18 protein-coding genes are annotated in these 16,051 nt (G+C 66.0%); 7 read left to right on the forward strand and 11 right to left on the reverse strand.

The features are described from left to right. The 4 genes from CKJ84_RS04415 to CKJ84_RS04430 all read right to left on the reverse strand — a co-directional run. On the reverse strand, positions 1 to 951 hold a 951-nt coding region (locus tag CKJ84_RS04415; protein ID WP_233125488.1), incomplete at its 3' end, for a UvrD-helicase domain-containing protein. Positions 952 to 969: 18 nt separating this feature from the next. Then, on the reverse strand, positions 970 to 1,686 hold the full coding sequence (locus tag CKJ84_RS04420; RefSeq protein ID WP_095537111.1) for a hypothetical protein: 717 nt from the start codon (positions 1,684 to 1,686) through the stop codon (positions 970 to 972). Between the two features lie 10 nt (positions 1,687 to 1,696). Further along, positions 1,697 to 2,722: a DUF3152 domain-containing protein gene (locus CKJ84_RS04425; RefSeq protein ID WP_095546052.1), complete on the reverse strand. Its 1,026-nt coding sequence runs from the start codon at positions 2,720 to 2,722 to the stop codon at positions 1,697 to 1,699. Positions 2,723 to 2,733: 11 nt separating this feature from the next. Continuing rightward, positions 2,734 to 2,958, reverse strand: coding sequence for a DUF3107 domain-containing protein (locus CKJ84_RS04430; protein WP_095278790.1), 225 nt, complete (start codon positions 2,956 to 2,958; stop codon positions 2,734 to 2,736). A 96-nt stretch (positions 2,959 to 3,054) separates the two neighbouring features. On the opposite strand from CKJ84_RS04430, the gene CKJ84_RS04435 reads away from it, so the two are divergent. Beyond that, a complete protein-coding gene (locus CKJ84_RS04435) occupies positions 3,055 to 4,365 on the forward strand; it encodes a DEAD/DEAH box helicase (RefSeq protein ID WP_095546053.1) in 1,311 nt (436 codons plus the stop codon). Further along, complete coding sequence (locus CKJ84_RS04440) at positions 4,362 to 5,567, forward strand: hypothetical protein (protein ID WP_095536386.1); 1,206 nt, start codon at positions 4,362 to 4,364, stop codon at positions 5,565 to 5,567. The genes CKJ84_RS04435 and CKJ84_RS04440 overlap by 4 nt, the downstream gene beginning before the upstream one ends. Positions 5,568 to 5,588: 21 nt before the next feature. Here the strand turns inward: CKJ84_RS04440 and CKJ84_RS04445 are convergent, their stop codons facing one another. After that, positions 5,589 to 6,089 (reverse strand): hypothetical protein, encoded by a 501-nt coding sequence (locus CKJ84_RS04445; RefSeq protein ID WP_233125489.1) that lies wholly within the window; start codon positions 6,087 to 6,089, stop codon positions 5,589 to 5,591. Positions 6,090 to 6,600: 511 nt separating this feature from the next. On the opposite strand from CKJ84_RS04445, the gene CKJ84_RS04450 reads away from it, so the two are divergent. Together CKJ84_RS04450 and CKJ84_RS12675 are read left to right on the forward strand one after the other, a co-directional pair. After that, entirely contained in the window at positions 6,601 to 6,864 is a 264-nt protein-coding gene (locus tag CKJ84_RS04450; RefSeq protein ID WP_095278793.1) for a WhiB family transcriptional regulator, read from the forward strand. Between the two features lie 153 nt (positions 6,865 to 7,017). Next, a complete protein-coding gene (locus CKJ84_RS12675) occupies positions 7,018 to 7,092 on the forward strand; it encodes a 50S ribosomal protein bL37 (RefSeq protein WP_095066802.1) in 75 nt (24 codons plus the stop codon). A gap of 566 nt (positions 7,093 to 7,658) precedes the next feature. On the opposite strand, the gene CKJ84_RS04460 is transcribed toward CKJ84_RS12675, so the two are convergent. The 3 genes from CKJ84_RS04460 to CKJ84_RS04470 form a co-directional block, all read right to left on the reverse strand. Continuing rightward, complete coding sequence (locus CKJ84_RS04460) at positions 7,659 to 10,028, reverse strand: hypothetical protein (protein ID WP_095546054.1); 2,370 nt, start codon at positions 10,026 to 10,028, stop codon at positions 7,659 to 7,661. Positions 10,029 to 10,652: 624 nt separating this feature from the next. Beyond that, on the reverse strand, positions 10,653 to 10,967 hold the full coding sequence (locus tag CKJ84_RS04465) for a mycothiol system anti-sigma-R factor (protein ID WP_143340196.1): 315 nt from the start codon (positions 10,965 to 10,967) through the stop codon (positions 10,653 to 10,655). After that, the gene (locus CKJ84_RS04470) at positions 10,967 to 11,587 is read right to left on the reverse strand and encodes a sigma-70 family RNA polymerase sigma factor (protein WP_095278795.1); all 621 of its coding nucleotides are present in this window, start codon (positions 11,585 to 11,587) and stop codon (positions 10,967 to 10,969) included. Before CKJ84_RS04470 ends, CKJ84_RS04465 begins: the two co-directional genes overlap by 1 nt. 67 nt (positions 11,588 to 11,654) lie before the next feature. Here CKJ84_RS04470 and CKJ84_RS04475 point away from each other — a divergent pair, with 67 nt between their 5' ends. After that, entirely contained in the window at positions 11,655 to 12,128 is a 474-nt protein-coding gene (locus tag CKJ84_RS04475) for an aminoacyl-tRNA deacylase (protein ID WP_095546055.1), read from the forward strand. 4 nt (positions 12,129 to 12,132) lie between these two features. Here CKJ84_RS04475 and CKJ84_RS04480 read toward each other — a convergent pair whose 3' ends face one another. Next, the gene (locus CKJ84_RS04480; protein WP_095546056.1) at positions 12,133 to 12,816 is read right to left on the reverse strand and encodes an SOS response-associated peptidase; all 684 of its coding nucleotides are present in this window, start codon (positions 12,814 to 12,816) and stop codon (positions 12,133 to 12,135) included. A gap of 12 nt (positions 12,817 to 12,828) precedes the next feature. On the opposite strand from CKJ84_RS04480, the gene aroA reads away from it, so the two are divergent. Next, a complete protein-coding gene (gene aroA, locus CKJ84_RS04485; RefSeq protein ID WP_233125543.1) occupies positions 12,829 to 14,109 on the forward strand; it encodes a 3-phosphoshikimate 1-carboxyvinyltransferase in 1,281 nt (426 codons plus the stop codon). Next, positions 14,109 to 15,137: a ribosome small subunit-dependent GTPase A gene (gene rsgA, locus CKJ84_RS04490; protein WP_095546058.1), complete on the forward strand. Its 1,029-nt coding sequence runs from the start codon at positions 14,109 to 14,111 to the stop codon at positions 15,135 to 15,137. Before aroA ends, rsgA begins: the two co-directional genes overlap by 1 nt. On the opposite strand, the gene CKJ84_RS04495 is transcribed toward rsgA, so the two are convergent. Both CKJ84_RS04495 and CKJ84_RS04500 read right to left on the reverse strand, forming a co-directional pair. Next, positions 15,111 to 15,605, reverse strand: coding sequence for a hypothetical protein (locus tag CKJ84_RS04495; RefSeq protein WP_095546059.1), 495 nt, complete (start codon positions 15,603 to 15,605; stop codon positions 15,111 to 15,113). The genes rsgA and CKJ84_RS04495 overlap by 27 nt on opposite strands. Beyond that, positions 15,605 to 16,018 (reverse strand): HAD family hydrolase, encoded by a 414-nt coding sequence (locus tag CKJ84_RS04500; protein ID WP_095536393.1) that lies wholly within the window; start codon positions 16,016 to 16,018, stop codon positions 15,605 to 15,607. The genes CKJ84_RS04495 and CKJ84_RS04500 overlap by 1 nt, the downstream gene beginning before the upstream one ends. Positions 16,019 to 16,051: the final 33 nt, after the last annotated feature.

A 16,051-nucleotide genomic window follows, 5' to 3' on the forward strand; every position in this document is an offset into this window, starting at 1 on the left:
GACGGCCACGCGCCGCTCGGGGTCGCGGCGCGACTCCCCCAGGTCGATCACCTGGTGGTCGAGACCGCCCAGGTCGTGGAAGAAGCGCGGGGAGGCGCCGCGGAAGTGGAAGATGGACTGGGCGACGTCTCCCCCGACCACGCCGAGGTCTGCGCCGGAAAGGAGCCGCCGCACGAATTCGGCGGGGGCGGGGGCGAGGTGCTGGGCATCGTCGACAAGCACTGCGTCCCACCTAGGCACCTCCCCGCGCAGGACCTCGCTGACCAGCTCGGACGCGGAGAATCTGGTGGCCGGGGTGAGCGCCATGACCTGCTGGTACTCGCGCAGGAAGTCGGCGGAGGCGCACCAGATGGGCACGTCGTAGCGCTCGCCGAGTCCGCGCAGCTCGTCGGCGGTGAGCCCGCGCTCGACCGAGCGCAGGAGCACATCGCGCAGCTGTCGGGCAAAGCCGAGCATGCCCATCGCGGGGCGCAGCTCCTCGGGCCAGGTGCCGCGTACGTCCTCCACCTGGCCGGCAAGAAGTTCGCGGATCACGGCGTCCTGCTCGGCGCCGGAGATCAGGCGGATCTCCTCGTCGAAGCGCTGCCGCAGCACCGCGAACGCGAGCGAGTGGACGGAGCGCACCATCGGCTCGCTGGCGACAAACCCGCTGCGCGCGAGCCGGTCGGAGATCTCCGCGCGAAGCCGGGCCGCCGCCTCCTTGGAGTCCGTGACCACGACGACGCCGCTGGCGTCCCCGCCTTGCTCGGCCAGCCGAAGCGCCGCGGCCACCGCCGTATCCACTAGGAAGCTGGACACGCCGGAGCCGGCCTCGCCGGTGACCTTCCACAGCCCGCTCGCCGGAAGCGTGACGGGCCACGAGCGCTGCGTGGTCGTGCGGCGGCGCGGGACAAGGCGCGCGCGGGGGATCCGCGCGGCGGGAGTCATCGGTTCGGTGCGTGGGGTTGGCATGCGCCCTAGTCTGCCAGGCTAGGCGGACACGAGGACCTCACGCACCCACGAAACCCTCGAACCTATGTTCGCTCCCGCGGTGCGGGCTGCGATTTCGCGGAACTCGAGCGCCCGCTCCGCCAAGAACCCCACGTCGGGGATGTGCGCCCAGCGCGACACCACGCCGTCATCCACCGCCCCGGCGAGCAGGCCGTCCACCATCGTCAGCGCGGCGGTATACCCGCGGGGGCGCGGGCTCACCGAGGGCACCAGCTCCGTCACCACCGGCGCATCCGTGCCGGAAAACAGGCAGCAGGCGAGGAAATCGATATGGGCAGTAACCAGCTGGTTCTCCGCGGGGTCCAGGTCGAAGCCTCGCCAGGCCGCGCGGTCCGCCTCCGCCCATGCATCGTCGCGGGGTGCGGGTGGGGCGTTGAACTGGGTCAGTGGGGCGTCGATAAGCAACGCCGCAGCGATCGCCTCATCGACGCGCGCTGCCGGCTCCCCCGGCGCGAACTCGTTGGCGCAAAACCCGTTGACCACGAGGCGGCCGTCGGTGGAGCGCACCGGTCGCGCGAAGCGGACGCCGCCGAGCGAATCGCCCAGCTTGTCGCGCACCTTGCCCGACCAGGCGGCGGTCTGCGTCGCGCGAGCCACGACAACGTGGCCGAAGCGCAGGCCGTTGTCCCACGCGGGCGAGGTCGGCTCACCGCGCCCCTCCAACTGGAAGGCGGAAAGTACGTGCTCCGGAATCAAGGCGCCCCCCCTAGCTCGCCGCAGGGCGCGGGTAGGGCCACGGGTTGGCCAGGCACGTGTCCGGGTTATCCGGGTAGACCTCTTCCGGGTCAAAGGAGTGCAGCTGGCCGTTGTTCAGGCTCAGGGTCTGCTGCATCATCACCGGCGCGAGGGCGCCATCCGCCGGGCACGGCTCGTGCGATGCGAAACCAAGAGCGTGCCCCACCTCGTGGTTGATCAGGTACTGGCGGTAGCGGCCCAGGTCGCCCTCGAACGGCGCTGCGCCGCGCACCCAGCGGGCCTCATTGAGCACGACGGTGTCATCCCCCGTGATCATGGTCCGGCAACTCGTTTCCATGTCCAGCTCCATGCCGCACATCTCCTTAGCGGTGTTCAAGGAGGTAAGGCGGATCTTCACGTCCGGGTTGTCAGCGCCGGAGACGTGCTCGAAGCGGAAGCGCGAGTCGTTGGTCCAGCTGCGCGGATCCAGCAGCGTCGCGTCCACCATTTCAGCGACGGCTTGGTCGCCGCCGTACGGGTTGGTATCCACCCCGTTTTCCACTTCGACGACGTAGCGCAGCGTCAGCTCGTCGCCCTTGCCCCCGTTGGCGCCCGGCGCACCCACCTCGCGGTACGTGCCCTCTCCGGCCTCCGCGATCGGTCCACCCGGCGGCAGCTCCAACGCGTTCTGCTCCCCCTCCGGCAGTTCGGCGGGCTTGCGCTCGACGTCGCCCTCAACGCCGCCCTCGCCGCTGCTCGAATCCTGGCCCGCGGCGCCAATTCCGCGCTCGGAGTGCCCCTCCGATCCGGCAGCGTCCACCACGGGAGAGCCCGGGTTTTGGAACATGTTCACTACGACGAGCAGCGTCAGGACCGCGAGGACCGGGATTGCGTAGGCACGCCACCCGTACTCGCGGGCAAAGCGGACGAGGCGGCCTTCGCCGCCGTCATCGTCGCCATCCCACTCACCGAAGAAGTCCTCCGCGTTGGCGTTTGCGTCCACATCGCGCCGGTCGTTCGCGTCGGGCCACTCGGCGTTGCTCTGCCTCGTCGTCATAACCTCTCAATCTATCGCATGAAGCCGACAGAGCGCGCGGTGGTCGAGCCCTGCTCCACGTACGCGATCCGGTCCGTGCGGATGAGGTAGGTACGCTCCTTCTCATCCACCACCTTCAGGGTCGACTGCCCGGACTCAATCGCCTGTTCAACCACGCTGAGGATGTCCTCCTGCCCTTCCGGCAGCTTGATCACGAGTTCGCGCGCGGTGTCGGCCAGACCAAACTTGATGTCCATAAAAGCGGGTCACGTTCCTTCACTAGTAGTTTTGCTTGTACCGGCTCGTTGTTAAGCGGTGGCCCTATTGTAACGGCCTCAAGCTAAGATGAGCGTGTGCCTAGATCAGCTGAGAGTGAACACCGCCCCGCCCCGACATTCGAGGAACTCGGTGTCGCCGCCGAGCTGCTCGACGCGTTGGCGGAGCAGGGCATCGAGCGGACCTTCTCCATCCAGGAGCTGGCCATCCCGCTCGCGCTCGACGGGCGCGACCTCATCGGGCAGGCCCGCACCGGCATGGGCAAGACCTACGCCTTCGGCATCCCCCTGCTGGACCGCGTGTTTGATGACGCCGCGATTGCGGAACTCGACGGCACGCCGCGCGCCCTCGTCGTCGTGCCCACGCGCGAGCTCGCCGCCCAGGTCGGCGAGGACCTCGAGCGCGCCTCCATACACACCCCGGTCCGTGTCGCCACAATCTACGGCGGCAGGCCGTATGAGGAGCAGCTCGCGGCTATCGACGCCGGCGTGGACGTCATCGTCGGCACCCCGGGTCGCCTGCTCGACCTCCTGCAGCGCGGCGACCTCTCGCTGAGTCAGGTGGCCATCCTCGTGCTCGACGAGGCCGACGAGATGCTGGACATGGGCTTCCTTCCCGACATCCAGAAGCTCTGGTCGGCGCTGCCGCAACAGATCCAAACCATGCTCTTTTCCGCGACGATGCCGGCGCCGATCCTCACGCTCGCCCGGTCGATGATGCGCACCCCCGTGCACATCCGCGCCGAGGCACCGAACGCGTCGGCCACCCATACGAGCACGAAACAGGTGGTGTTCCGCTCCCACCGGATGGACAAGCCGGAAGTCCTTGCACGTCTCCTGCAGGCCCCGCACCGCGGTCGCACCATTATTTTCGCGCGTACGAAGCGCACCGCCGCCGAGGTCGCCGAGGACCTGGCGCAGCGCGGCTTCCCTGTCGGCACCGTCCACGGTGACCTTCGCCAGGAGGCGCGGCAGAAGTCACTCGACGCGTTCCGCACCGGCGAGGTGGAGATCCTCGTGGCCACAGACGTCGCAGCCCGCGGCATCGACGTCGACGACGTCACGCACGTGGTGAACTACCAGACCCCTGATGACCCGATGACGTACGTCCACCGCATCGGACGCACCGGGCGCGCCGGCCACTCCGGCACGGCGGTCACCCTGGTCGGGTTCGACGAGCAACACAAGTGGGAACTCATCGATTCCGAGCTCTCGCTAGGCAAGAAGGAGCTGCCCACCTGGTTTTCCACCTCCCCGGAGCTGTTCGAGGCGCTGGACATTCCGGACTCGGCTGCACCAACCGTGGGCCACCCGCGTAAAGTTCTCGGGGCGCGGCCAAAACGGCCAGCGGAAAAGAGCCAGAAAAAGCAGGGAAGGAACCGGCGTTGAATAGACCGTTGCGACGTACCCGGGGCGATCTGATCGCCACCGGTGTCATAACCGCCGTATCGGCAGGCCTCCTGGCCACAGCGTTCTTCACCGCGCCGATTCGCTCCTCTGAGCTCACCCCGGCTGCCGAGCAGCAGGAGGACTACGGCCAGTTGGCGGTCGTGCCGGAGTCGCTCACCGAGTCGTTCCGCCTGCCCGACTCCTCCCCCAACTCGGCTCCGCTGGTGGTCAACGGCCTCATCATCACGTACAACGACCACACCATCACCGCCACCACCCCGGAGGGCGACACCGCCTGGACGTACACTCGCGACAAGGAGCTGTGCACGCTCGCCGGGGCGTGGGACAAGGTGGTTGCGGACTACCGCGGCAATGGCGGCTGCGGCGACGTCGTGGGGATTGACGCGAAGACCGGCGAGTACGCGTCGACACGCTCCGCCCCAGGCCCCGACCAGGTGGCGAACGTCTCCTCCAACGACCGCGTCGGGTACGTCAGTTCGCAGCACGTCGAGCTGTGGCGCTCTGACCTGGTGCGCACCGTGGAGTACGGCACCATCGAGGCCCCGCAGGAGCCCGACATGCAGCCCAACGAGTGCCCGATCACGTCGGCGCTCACCCGTACCGAGCTCCTCGCCGTCACCGAGGTGTGCGACGGCGGCACATTCCTCCGCTTCCAAAACGCCACCCCGGAGGACTCCCGCTCCCCGGAGATGAACGGCTCCGTCGAGCTCCCCGAGGGCGCCTACCTCGTCGGTATCTCCCAGGACGCCGCCGCGATCTACGACCCGCAGTCTTCAGAAGTACGCTCCTACAACAAGGACGGCAAGGAGCTCAAGGTCTCGGAGGTCCCGGAGCTGCCAGAGCCTGAGCAGCTTGACGACGCCACCCGCATCCTCCCCGTCCACGACCTCCCCCACCACATGACGTACCACGTGGGCGACTACCTTCTGCTCCTGGACCCCGCCGAGCTCAACGTCACCGGCGTGTTCCAGGGCGCGAAGGGCACCGGCTTTGCCGCCGACGACCGCCTCCTCTACGCCTCGGATTCCGGTGTCGCGGTCATCAACTGGGACAAAAACTCCGTGGAGAAGATCATCCCCGTGGACCGCGGCGACTACAACGGGCCGATCTCCATCGACTCCGCGGGCGCCACCGTGGTGGAAAAGCGCGGCGACGAGATCGTCGCGCTCAGCGCCGAGTAGTCGCGGGCACCGGGGCGTCGATTAGCGCTCTGCTTTGCGCAGCTCGTAACGGGCTTCGTTGTACTGCGCCGTCTGCGGGTGGAACACGGTGAACAACACGAGTGCGGCGGAGATGCCGGTAACGATGCCCAGGGCGACCGCGCCGCCGGTCACCATATAGAAGGCGACACCGATGAGGATCGCCTGGATCAAGACGATTGCGCCCGTGCTGCGCGGCCGGCCCTGCAGCGTGCGGACGGCCACGAACGCGACAAAGCCGAAGATGATGAGCAGGAAGACCGCAGTGCCGAGGGGGACGAAGTGCGTCGCTGCGGAATCGGACTCCAGCGAGCTGTCCTGCACCCCGCGGACCTGGGCGACAAGGAGGCTGCCCGCGTACACAAACATGGCGAGGCATTGGACGAGGACGACGACGGCGCCGAACCGCATGATGGGCGGAACCACTGCGGAGGCACGCCGTGCCGTTTCCAGGTCCATTGGCGGGCGTGGTTGACGAGGAGAGCGGGATTTCTTTTCAGTCACGTCTTGTTAGTCTAACCGTCACTTTGCGGTCGACTTCACCGCGACATAACCGGGTGCAGTAGCAGCACCGTCACAGCCACCGCGGAAGAATCAGGGCGGAATCACAGATTCTTGATTTGACCTTCCCACCCGCGTGTGCGTGCGCGAAAATTCCCATTTCCGCAGTTCAAACCGTTGATGATGCGTTCCCAAATTCGTTGGAAATCCCAATATGAATTGCCCGGAGGGGAAAAATTCATATGATTAGTGTCACATTTCGGCCTTTACCCCTAGCGCACATTGGCAATTCGTGCCATTATTCTCAGGTAGCAAAAACAACGGGCTGGTAACACAGCCCTTAACCCCAAGACACCACAGGGTTAACGCCAGGGAAACCGGCAGCCGGATCCCACCGAAGGGAACACCGCCCGGAACCTGGAATCAAACTTAGTTTGCAACTCGCCTCCCGCGAAGAGGCGAAGAAGTGGTGTGCGCGAAACCTGTTCAACGCTTATGTAAGGAGTATTTCATCATGGATTGGCGCCACGAAGCAATTTGCCGCGACGAGGACCCGGAACTGTTCTTCCCCGTCGGTAACTCCGGCCCGGCTCTGTCCCAGATCGCCCAGGCCAAGATGGTCTGCAACCGCTGCCCCGTCACCTCCCAGTGCCTGAAGTGGGCCCTGGAGACCGGCCAGGACGCAGGCGTGTGGGGCGGCCTGTCCGAGGAGGAGCGCCGCGCCATCAAGCGTCGCAACAAGGCACTGGCTCGCAACCGCGCCCGCCTGTCCGCGTAACGCGAACTCCCCCCCACTCCGCATCACGCATCGCGTCGCCCGGGCGTACATCCCCGTGAAGCAGGGACAATTTCCCTGTAGGCACGTCCGAGCGATAAAGTGGAGTACCTGAACTTTGATCGCCCAGAACCGAACAGAACTAAGGAGGCTCCCATGAGCAAGCGTGGTCGTAAGCGCAAGGACCGTCGCAAGAAGAGTGCAAACCGCGGCAAGCGTCCTAACTCTTAAGAACAGCGCAGCGCCCCCTCCCCGACTTTCACGCAATGTCGGCGAGGGGGCGTTGTCATGCGCGGGGTCGATCGGTGACATCGGCGCCTGTCTTGGCAACTGCGTCCGGGCGCGCCGCCTGACCCGGTGATGGCCGCTTCACCCACGGTGACGAGCCAAACGAAGCTAGCTCCATCTGGCCCGCCGACACCAACAAAACCCCAGGTCGGCTCCCAGCCCGCCACCCAAACGGAGCTAGCTCCATCTGGCCCGCCACCGCCAACAAAACCCCAGGTAGGCTCCCAACCCGCCACCCAAACGGAGCTAGCTCCATCTGGCCCGCCGCCACCAACAAAACCCCAGGTCGACGTTCAGCCCGCCACCCAAACGGAGCTAGCTCCATCTGATCCGCCACCGCCAACAGACGCCGCACCAACAGCCACCGCACCACCAACAGACGCCGCACCGCACCCAACCCAAGCGCCCCAGAGCCCGGAAAACTCCGCCTCCGCGCACGAGAAAACCCTGGCGTAGATACGCCAAAGGCCTGGCCAACATGGCCAGGCCTTCCGCACAATCCGCCTCGCTTAGCCGAGCACCCCGGAGCCGAGGGCAGCGGCAGCGCCGCCGATAATGGCTAGGATCGCGATGATCGGCACGATGATGGCGGCGATGTTCGGGCCGCCTTCCGTACGGCTGTCGTCGGAAGCCGTGTGCAGCTCCTTCTTTTCCGGCTGGTCCTGCGTCTTCGGCGACGCCACCGTGGTCATTGCGCCGTCGTCGTTCTTGGTGGATTCCTTCGACTTTGCCGGTGCCGACTTCGCCGGCGCCGCCTTGGACGGTGCCGCCTCGACGGTCGGATTTGCCGTCACGGTCTCGGTCGCAGCCTCCTGAGACTTCGCGGTCTTGGTCGTCTTTGCGGGCGCGTTGGTAGCGCCTGCCATCGCTGCAGGGTTCGCGGATGCCTTGCCGGCCTTGACGTCAACGGCGAAGCGATCTTCGAAGGCGGTCTCGCCATTCTGGTTGGTGACCTTCACGTCGAGCGGCATGATGGCTGCGTCGCCAGCGGTCACCGGCACGGTGACGGTGGCCTCGTCGCGGTCGGTCAGCGCGCCGTCGAGGACGATGTCCTTGGAGGCGTCGCCGTGCGGGGTGACCACCTGGACGGTGTAGCGGTTCAGGTCCGCGCCCATGTTGTTCACCTTCAGGGTGACTTTGCCGGCCTTGCCCGCCTCGAGGTTGGAGCTTGCCACCTCGACGTCGACGGTGCCCTCGTTCTTCTCCGCCTTGGTCAGGTCCTGCTGGTACTTGGCTGCAGTCTTCGCGGCAGCGGCATCAACCTTCGTGCTCTTGACGCCGGCGGTGCCCACGGGCTTGCCAATGTGGCCGGTGTTGATGATCAGGTTGTCCCAGTCGGCGGGGACCCGGTAGTCACCGGTGTAGCAGTTTGCGCCCGGGTTGTAGCATTCCTGCGGCAGCTCGCCGCCGGAGACGGACTCGTGGTCGGAGTAGTCAAAGTGGCTGAACTGGTAGAGGTAGTTCATCACCGAGTAGTAGTTGGGCAGGTAGTCGGAGTCCGGGACCTGGTTGGCAAACTTGGTGGAGCCGTTGTGGTCCAGGCCGAGGGTGTGGCCCAGCTCGTGGAGGATGGTGTTGCGGAACTGCTCGTCAGTGGTCATCCGGTCGTGGTTGGCCACGTAGAACGCGTTGTCACCAACCGTGGAGACACCCACCGAGTAGGTGCTCGGGTCCATCTGGTCGCCGACCATGCCGCTGCGGAAGACTGCGGAGCGGTCGCCCAGCATCTCATCGATGTTGTCCATGAGCTTGACGCCCTGCGGCTCGTTCTGGAAGTAGTACTTCGCATAGTCGCCGTAGACGCCACCGTGGCGCTCCGAGTAGTTCGGGATGTTGGTGTAGGACTCGCCGGCGTCGATGTGCAGGTTCACGTCGTGGTCCGCAAAAAGGTCGACAAGCTGCTGCAGGATGTCGTTGCTCGGGCGGTAGCTCTTCGTGTTTGCGTCCGCGCAGGCTGCCTGCTGCGGATTGTCAAAGCAGCCGAGAGACTCGTATTCGGACGGCATCCAGTTCATCTGCAGGAAAATGTCGGGGCGGTTCGGATCTGCGCCCCACGCGTTAAGGGGGAGCTCGGTGCCGTCGTTAAGCGTGAGCCCCTGCTCCTCCCACGCGTTGGCGAGGCCGTCGCCGTCGGTGTCCTCGGCGCCGTCCTGGGTGCGCATCGTCATCGTGGTCTCTGCAACGACGGTCTGGCCGGCGGCGATGTCGTCGAACCAGCGGCCGCGCTGGAACTGGGCACCGGACTCGTCGACGAAGCCGACCTCGTCCGGGTTGGTCGTGCCGTTGAAGGAGCTCGCAGCGCCGGAGTAGGTCGCGCCATCGAAGGAGATCTCCGTATCGTAGCCCAGGGACTCGGGGCCGACCGTGAAGCGGCCATCCTCGTACGACCCCTGCAGCTCGCGCGCGGTGTTGATCTGGTTGGTCATGTCCAGCTGGTAGTAGGAGTCGCTGCCGCTGGTGTTCGTGATTTCGGTACGGACGGTGGCCGTGTTGCCATCGATGCGGAACTCGCGGGTGAACTGCACTCCGAGGTTGCGGTCCTCGTTGCGCATCGTGATCACGTCGGCCTTACCGTCCTTGCGGGTCTGCACCCTGGTGTTCGCACCGCTCATCTCAAGCTTCTGGCCGCCGAAGCGGAAATCGATGTAGAAGGAAGAGTCCTGAGTACCGCCAACGGAAGCCGGGTCGGTGAACTTAAAGGAGGAGATGCGGCCCTTGTCCAGCTCGACGTTGTGGAAGAAGGGGCCGACCTCGTCGGCGGTCACGGTGACCACGCTCGGGTCGTCAACAACCTTTGCCTCCGCGGGAACCTGGAAGGCGGGAACCATTACTGCGAGCGCGCAAGTGGCGGCAAGTGTTTTGCGGGCGATGGCGTTCATGACTGGTTCCTCTTCTCGGTTCAGCGGGCCGCGTGGATGGTGTCCGTGCGCTGTCCGCAGCGTGTCTGTTCTGTTGTTTACGGGCTTTAGTTTATGCACGAGGAGTATGCAGAGGGAAGCTGTGTAAATCCAACTCCGAATTTTTACCGTTTTACCCGTTCTATTTACTGATTGTTCAACACGTTATCAGGGTCTGGCTGGGATTTGTGGTCACGTGCATACGTAAATTGTTCTACAACCGCCCCCGAAATACGGCCGACATTTAAGAACCATAAGAATTGTTCAACAGCCCACAAGATTGCATATTATACCTACTAAGAATAGTTATACATGCAATCACAGCTATCATTCCCAGCAACCTGGACTTTTTGGACATTCCTCCGAATAGTGAACGTTTTCCTAAGACAGGCCAATTAGGAAACATCTAGGCAAAAAATACTTAGGTTTCCTCAGCTGGCTTAGGCGGCAATTGTTCACCAATCGCCACCCCCGAAAATCACCCCCGTTTGCACCTGTGGAACGTTCTAAGCAAAGAACTGCTATACCCCCATATTTCAGCAAAATCTAGGCGCAAAAAATCCCGTGACCTGCGAGATCACGGGATTAATAAAAGCTGACTGATGGTCAGTTATACCGAATTTCTGTGTAACTCACAGACGTGATGGAAGCGATGATCCGGTCACGCAGCGGCTCCGGCGCCCGCGCTTCCCCGCAACAATCGCGGACCAGATCGCGCACGGCCTGCTCCGATTCAAGCCTGCCAAAGCAGTGCGGGCACGCCGCAATCTGCTCACGAATTTCCAGTACACGCGCGGGCGGAGTATCCGGATCGAACAGTTCGCACAGCAGCGGGTGCACGTCGCTGCAGTCCCCCGAGCATCCGCCTGCACCGTCCTGGCTCCGACCAGCGGCGTCGTTGTGCTTTCCGGGCGTGCTCATCACTTCTCCTCCGCTTTCTTGGCGCTTTTCTTGGCGCTGTCCTGCATGTCAGCGTGATCCAGTCCGATGCCCTGATCGCGCGCTACGTCTTTCAACATCTCGCGCAACTGTTTTCTTCCACGGTGCAGCCGGCTCATCACCGTGCCGAGCGGAATGTCCATAACCTCGGCGATCTCCTTGTACGCCAGCCCCTCAACGTCCGCGTAGTACACGACCATGCGGTAGTCCTCGTTCAGCTCGTTGAGTGCGTGGGAAATCCGCGAATTGGGCATCAGCTTCAGCGCTTCCACCTCGGCGGATTCCAGCCCCGTCGACTCGTGCGAGCTGGACGTATAAAGCTGGTTGTCCGTCACGTCATCCGCCGAGGTCACCAGCGGTCGGCGCTGCTTTTTCCGGTACGTATTGATATACGTGTTGGTCATAATCCGGTACAGCCAGGCCTTCAGGTTCGTGCCCGGCTTGAACCGATCGAACGCGTTGTAGGCCTTCAGGTACGTCTCCTGCACGAGGTCCTCGGCGTCCTGCGGGTTCCGCGTCATCCGCAGCGCGCCCCCGTAGAGCTGGTCAAGCAGCGGCATGGCTTCATCAGTGAAGCGCGATTTCAGGTCTGTCTCGGGCATGCCCGCCATTGTAGGGCAATGCGCCGGGCGTACGATCGGGCGGGAGCAACCAAAAGGAGTACCAATTATGTCTGCACGCACGCGCGCGATCGCCGCGCTCGAAGGCACCGAGCACGCCATCTTGGAATATGCGGCCAGCCAGGACCACTTCGGCGAGCACTCCGTCGACGAGCTCGGGGTGGACCCCGCCGCCGCGCTCAAGACGCTCGTTGTCCGCAACGAGTCCAACGAGCGCGAGATGGCGCTGTGCTGCGTCCCCGTCGCCGGCCACCTCTCTCTCAAGGCCGCCGCCAAAGCACTCGGCTGGAAGAAGGCGGCGATGGCGGACCCCAAGAAAGCCCAGCACGCGACCGGCTACGTCGTCGGGGGCATCTCGCCGCTCGGTACCCTGCAGCGTTTGCCAGTGCTTATCGACGCCTCCGTCTCCCCCTTCCCCACCATCATCGTCTCCGCCGGCCAACGCGGGCTCTCCGCGGAGCTCGCCCCGCAGGACCTCGCCGCCCTCACCGGCGCGGACTTCGCCGACATCGCCGCGCAGTAAGCCCCTACTCCGCGGGCACGTCCGTCAGCTCGCCCACCCCGGTCAGCTCCGCATATTCGTTGCGCACGCTGCCCACGGCCGGGTCCGCCTCGCGCCAGCGCAGCGTGTCCGCCACCCGCGAGGGCGCGAGCAGCTCCGCAGCCTCCTCCGGGGTGCCGGACACCCACTGCTCCACCTCTTCTGCGGCCAGGAACAGTGGGAGTCGGTGGTGCAGCCACGCCATGTTCTCGGCCGTCGCGGTAGTCACCATCGTGGTGGACAACCGGTCCAGACCAGTCTCCCACAGTGCCGCGGCGAACAGCAGACCGGACTCGGGCCGGACGAAGTAGGGCTGTTTGCTGCCCTTCTCCCCCTTCCACTCGTAGTACCCGTCCAGCACCATCAGGCCGCGGCGCGACTTGAAGGCGGAGCGGAACGAGGGTTTTTCGGCCACGGTCTCGGCGCGGGCGTTGAACAACGGCGGCCCCGTTTCGTCGTTTTTCCAGGACGGGAGGAGGCCCCAGCGGGCGGCGTCGACAAGCGCCCCCTGCTCCTGGAAGCGCACGAGCGGCACCTGCTGGGTCGGGGCGATGTTGTAGCGGGCGGGCGGCGTGCCGTCGGGGGCGTCGACGGTGCCGGCCCCGGGCAGGGTGCCGACGGCGTCAAGCAGCTCGTCGCCGGTGGTGAAAAGCACGAAACGTCCACACATGCCTCTATTATGATGGACCGCATGACTGAACTGTGGACCGCACCGTTTTCGCCCGACCCCATCTCGCACACGCAGCAGGTGCCGGGGTCGAAGTCGATGACCAACCGCGCGCTCGTCCTCGCCGCGCTCGCCAACGGCGAGTCCACCGTCGTCGGCGCGCTGCGCTCGCGCGACACGGAACTCATGGAATCCGCGCTCGCCGCGATGGGCACCACGTTCACCCACAGCGGCGAGGAAATCCGCGTCACGCCCGGCGAACTCCACGGCGCAGAGGTGGACTGCGGCCTCGCGGGCACCGTCATGCGGTTCGTGCCCGCCGCCGCCGCGTTTGCGCAGGGCCCGGTGCTTTTCGACGGCGACGTGCAAGCCAAGGCCCGCCCCATGGGCACCATCCTGGACGCGCTCCGCCACCTCGGCGTCGCCGTGGCGGGCGACGCGCTCCCCTTCACCGTCCACGGCACCGGCCACGCCGACGGCGGCGCGGTGACCATCGACGCGTCCGGTTCCTCCCAGTTCGTCTCCGGCCTCCTGCTGGCCGCGCCGCGCTTCGACCGCGGCGTGACCATCACCCACTCCGGCAGCACCTTGCCGTCCATGCCCCACATCGAGATGACGGTGGCCATGCTTGCCGACGCCGGCGTGCACACCACCGCCACCGCCCACACCTGGAAGGTCGAGCCGCAACCGATCCGGCCGAACCGGTGGGTCATCGAGCCGGACCTGTCCAACGCCACCCCGTTCCTCGCCGCCGCGGCCGTCACCGGCGGCGTCGCCGCAGTGCCGCACTGGCCGATCCAGACCACGCAGCCGGGCGACGTGATCCGCGACATCCTCGAGCGCATGGGCTGCGAGGTCGAGCTGCACGCCACCGGCGCCGACCACACCCTCCAGGTGCGCGGCCCGCAGCGCGGCAACCTGCGCGGCATCCGCCTGGACATGAGCGACATCGGCGAGCTCACCCCGACCGTCGCGGCGCTGGCCGCCCTGGCGGCCACCCCGTCCGAGCTCACCGGCATCGCGCACCTGCGCGGCCACGAGACAAACCGCCTCGAGGCGCTGACCACGGAGATCAACCGGCTCGGCGGCTCCTGCGAGGAGCTGCCAGACGGGCTGCGCATCTCCCCTGCCACGCTGCACGGCGGTACCTGGCACTCCTACGAGGACCACCGGATGGCCACCGCCGGCGCGATCCTCGGCCTGGCCGTGGAAGGCGTGCAGGTGGAAAACATCGCCACGACCGCGAAGACCCTTCCGGGCTTCGCCGATATGTGGACCGCGATGGTGGAGGGCTAATGGGCCGTCGCTTTTCCGACTACGACGAGTCCGACGTCCGCGTCCGCCCCGGCAAGGGCAAGCGCCCCCGCTCGAAGGACCGGCCCAGCCACAACGACGCCGTCTACGGCATGGTGGTCACCAAGGACCGCGGCCGCTGGGGCGTCGTCCTCGATGACGGCCCGGTGGTCAACTGCATCCGCGCCCGCCAGCTGAAGCGCACGAGCCTGGAGGTCGGCGACCGCGTCGGCGTCGTCGGCGATACGTCGGGCAAGAAGGACACGATCGCGCGCATCGTCAAACGCGCCGACCGCACCTCCGTCCTGCGTCGCACCGCCGACGACACGGACCCCTACGAGCGGATCATCGTGGCCAACGCGGAGCTCCTGCTCATCGTCGTCGCCGCGGCCGACCCTCCGCCGCGCACCGGCTTTGTCGAGCGCGCCCTCATCGCCGCGTTCGTCGGCGGGGTGCGCCCGGTGGTCTGCGTGACCAAGTCCGACCTCGACGACCCCACCGACTTTGAGCGCGAGATCGCAGACCTGGACGTCCAGGTGCTCCGCACGGGCACGGACGACGACCTGGCGACGCTCAAGCAGCTTCTCGACGCCCACGTCTCCGCCCTCATCGGCCACTCCGGCGTGGGCAAGTCCACCCTGGTCAACCGCATCGTGCCGGACGCCCAGCGCGAAACCGGCGACGTCTCCGGCGTGGGCAAGGGGCGCCACACCTCAACCCAATCCGTCGCCCTGGAGCTCACCGGCCCGGGCGGCGGCTGGATCATCGACACCCCCGGCATCCGGTCGTTCGGGCTGGCGCACGTCCAGCCGGAGCAGATCATCGACGTCTTCCCGGACCTGTCCGAGGCCGCGGACGCTTGCCCGCGCGGCTGCACCCACCTGGGACCGCCCGCGGACCCGGAGTGCGCGTGGGACGACTTCGCCGCCGACTCGCCTGGGGGCAGGCGAGCGGCGGCGGTGCGCAACCTGTTGGCTGCGCTGCACTCGAATAATGAGTGGGAGCTAAAGCAGCTCGATGAGGAACGGTAGCTCGCTGGGATCGAAGAACGCCATGTAGTTGTCCTGGGCGTCGCCCACGGCCAGCTCGGCGTCCTCGTCGCCGAGATCGGCGGCGTCGATAAGCTCGGTGGCCCGCTTCGTGGCGTCCTCGGCCTCGCGCACGTCCACGTGGACGGCAGCGACGTCCTTGAGCTCGACGGGGCCGACAACCTTGACCACGGACTCGCCCATGTCCGGCTCGCCGGTGGCGTCAACGTCGGCGGACACGACGACGCGGCGGTGCGGGAAGCGCTCCTCGTCGCCGATGGCGAGCAAGCGGATCGAGGCGAGCGCCGCGTCATCGAACGCGACGGCCTCGACTTCCTCCTGGTCGCCGGAGGTGAAAAACTCGGTGAGCTCCGGGGTGGCGGCGAAGCCCCACCCATTGCGGGCGTGCAGGACGCCCTGCTCGTTGAGCTGTTCCAGCATGGCGAAGGTGGCGGGGATGTAGACGCGCATTAGAACTCGCCCTCAACTCCGAACAGGGTCTGGATCTCCACCGCGGTGCGCTCGAATGCGGTGTGCAGGATGCCGATCATGCCGAACTCGACGGCCGCGCGGACGTTGACAATGTCGTCGTCGATCATCACGCAGTCGTTGATGATCACGTCGATGGCGTCGGCCGCAGCCTGGAACGCGGCGCGGTCAGGCTTGCCCACCCCGACCTCGCCGGAGAGGACGACGGCGTCCACGTCGCCGCGGAACTCCCACTCGCGGATGGCCTCCGCCATCGGGCTGTCCGCCTCTTCGTTGGACAGGATGCCGACGGAGATCTCCTGCTTCTTTACCTCGGCGATGAGCTCGCGCCAGCGGGCGACATCCTCCGGGTCCTGGTCCAGGACGCCGGCGTAATCAATAATCAGTCCCTGCATTGCCTCTCTCCTTTCTTCACTCCCGGTAGTGTA

It is taken from the genome of Corynebacterium sp. NML 120412 (assembly GCF_002285155.1).
GTDB lineage: Bacteria > Actinomycetota > Actinomycetes > Mycobacteriales > Mycobacteriaceae > Corynebacterium > Corynebacterium gottingense.

What these genes read in the sequence shown, in the direction of transcription:
- CKJ84_RS04425 (WP_095546052.1), bottom strand. Translation starts at nt 2,722, where the DNA reads ATGACGACGAGGCAGAGCAACGCCGAGTGGCCCGACGCGAACGACCGG.
- CKJ84_RS04430 (WP_095278790.1), bottom strand. Translation starts at nt 2,958, where the DNA reads ATGGACATCAAGTTTGGTCTGGCCGACACCGCGCGCGAACTCGTGATC.
- CKJ84_RS04450 (WP_095278793.1), top strand. Translation starts at nt 6,601, where the DNA reads ATGGATTGGCGCCACGAAGCAATTTGCCGCGACGAGGACCCGGAACTG.
- CKJ84_RS04460 (WP_095546054.1), bottom strand. Translation starts at nt 10,028, where the DNA reads ATGAACGCCATCGCCCGCAAAACACTTGCCGCCACTTGCGCGCTCGCA.
- CKJ84_RS04465 (WP_143340196.1), bottom strand. Translation starts at nt 10,967, where the DNA reads ATGAGCACGCCCGGAAAGCACAACGACGCCGCTGGTCGGAGCCAGGAC.
- CKJ84_RS04470 (WP_095278795.1), bottom strand. Translation starts at nt 11,587, where the DNA reads ATGCCCGAGACAGACCTGAAATCGCGCTTCACTGATGAAGCCATGCCG.
- CKJ84_RS04475 (WP_095546055.1), top strand. Translation starts at nt 11,655, where the DNA reads ATGTCTGCACGCACGCGCGCGATCGCCGCGCTCGAAGGCACCGAGCAC.
- CKJ84_RS04480 (WP_095546056.1), bottom strand. Translation starts at nt 12,816, where the DNA reads ATGTGTGGACGTTTCGTGCTTTTCACCACCGGCGACGAGCTGCTTGAC.
- aroA (WP_233125543.1), top strand. Translation starts at nt 12,829, where the DNA reads ATGGACCGCATGACTGAACTGTGGACCGCACCGTTTTCGCCCGACCCC.
- rsgA (WP_095546058.1), top strand. Translation starts at nt 14,109, where the DNA reads ATGGGCCGTCGCTTTTCCGACTACGACGAGTCCGACGTCCGCGTCCGC.
- CKJ84_RS04495 (WP_095546059.1), bottom strand. Translation starts at nt 15,605, where the DNA reads ATGCGCGTCTACATCCCCGCCACCTTCGCCATGCTGGAACAGCTCAAC.
- CKJ84_RS04500 (WP_095536393.1), bottom strand. Translation starts at nt 16,018, where the DNA reads ATGCAGGGACTGATTATTGATTACGCCGGCGTCCTGGACCAGGACCCG.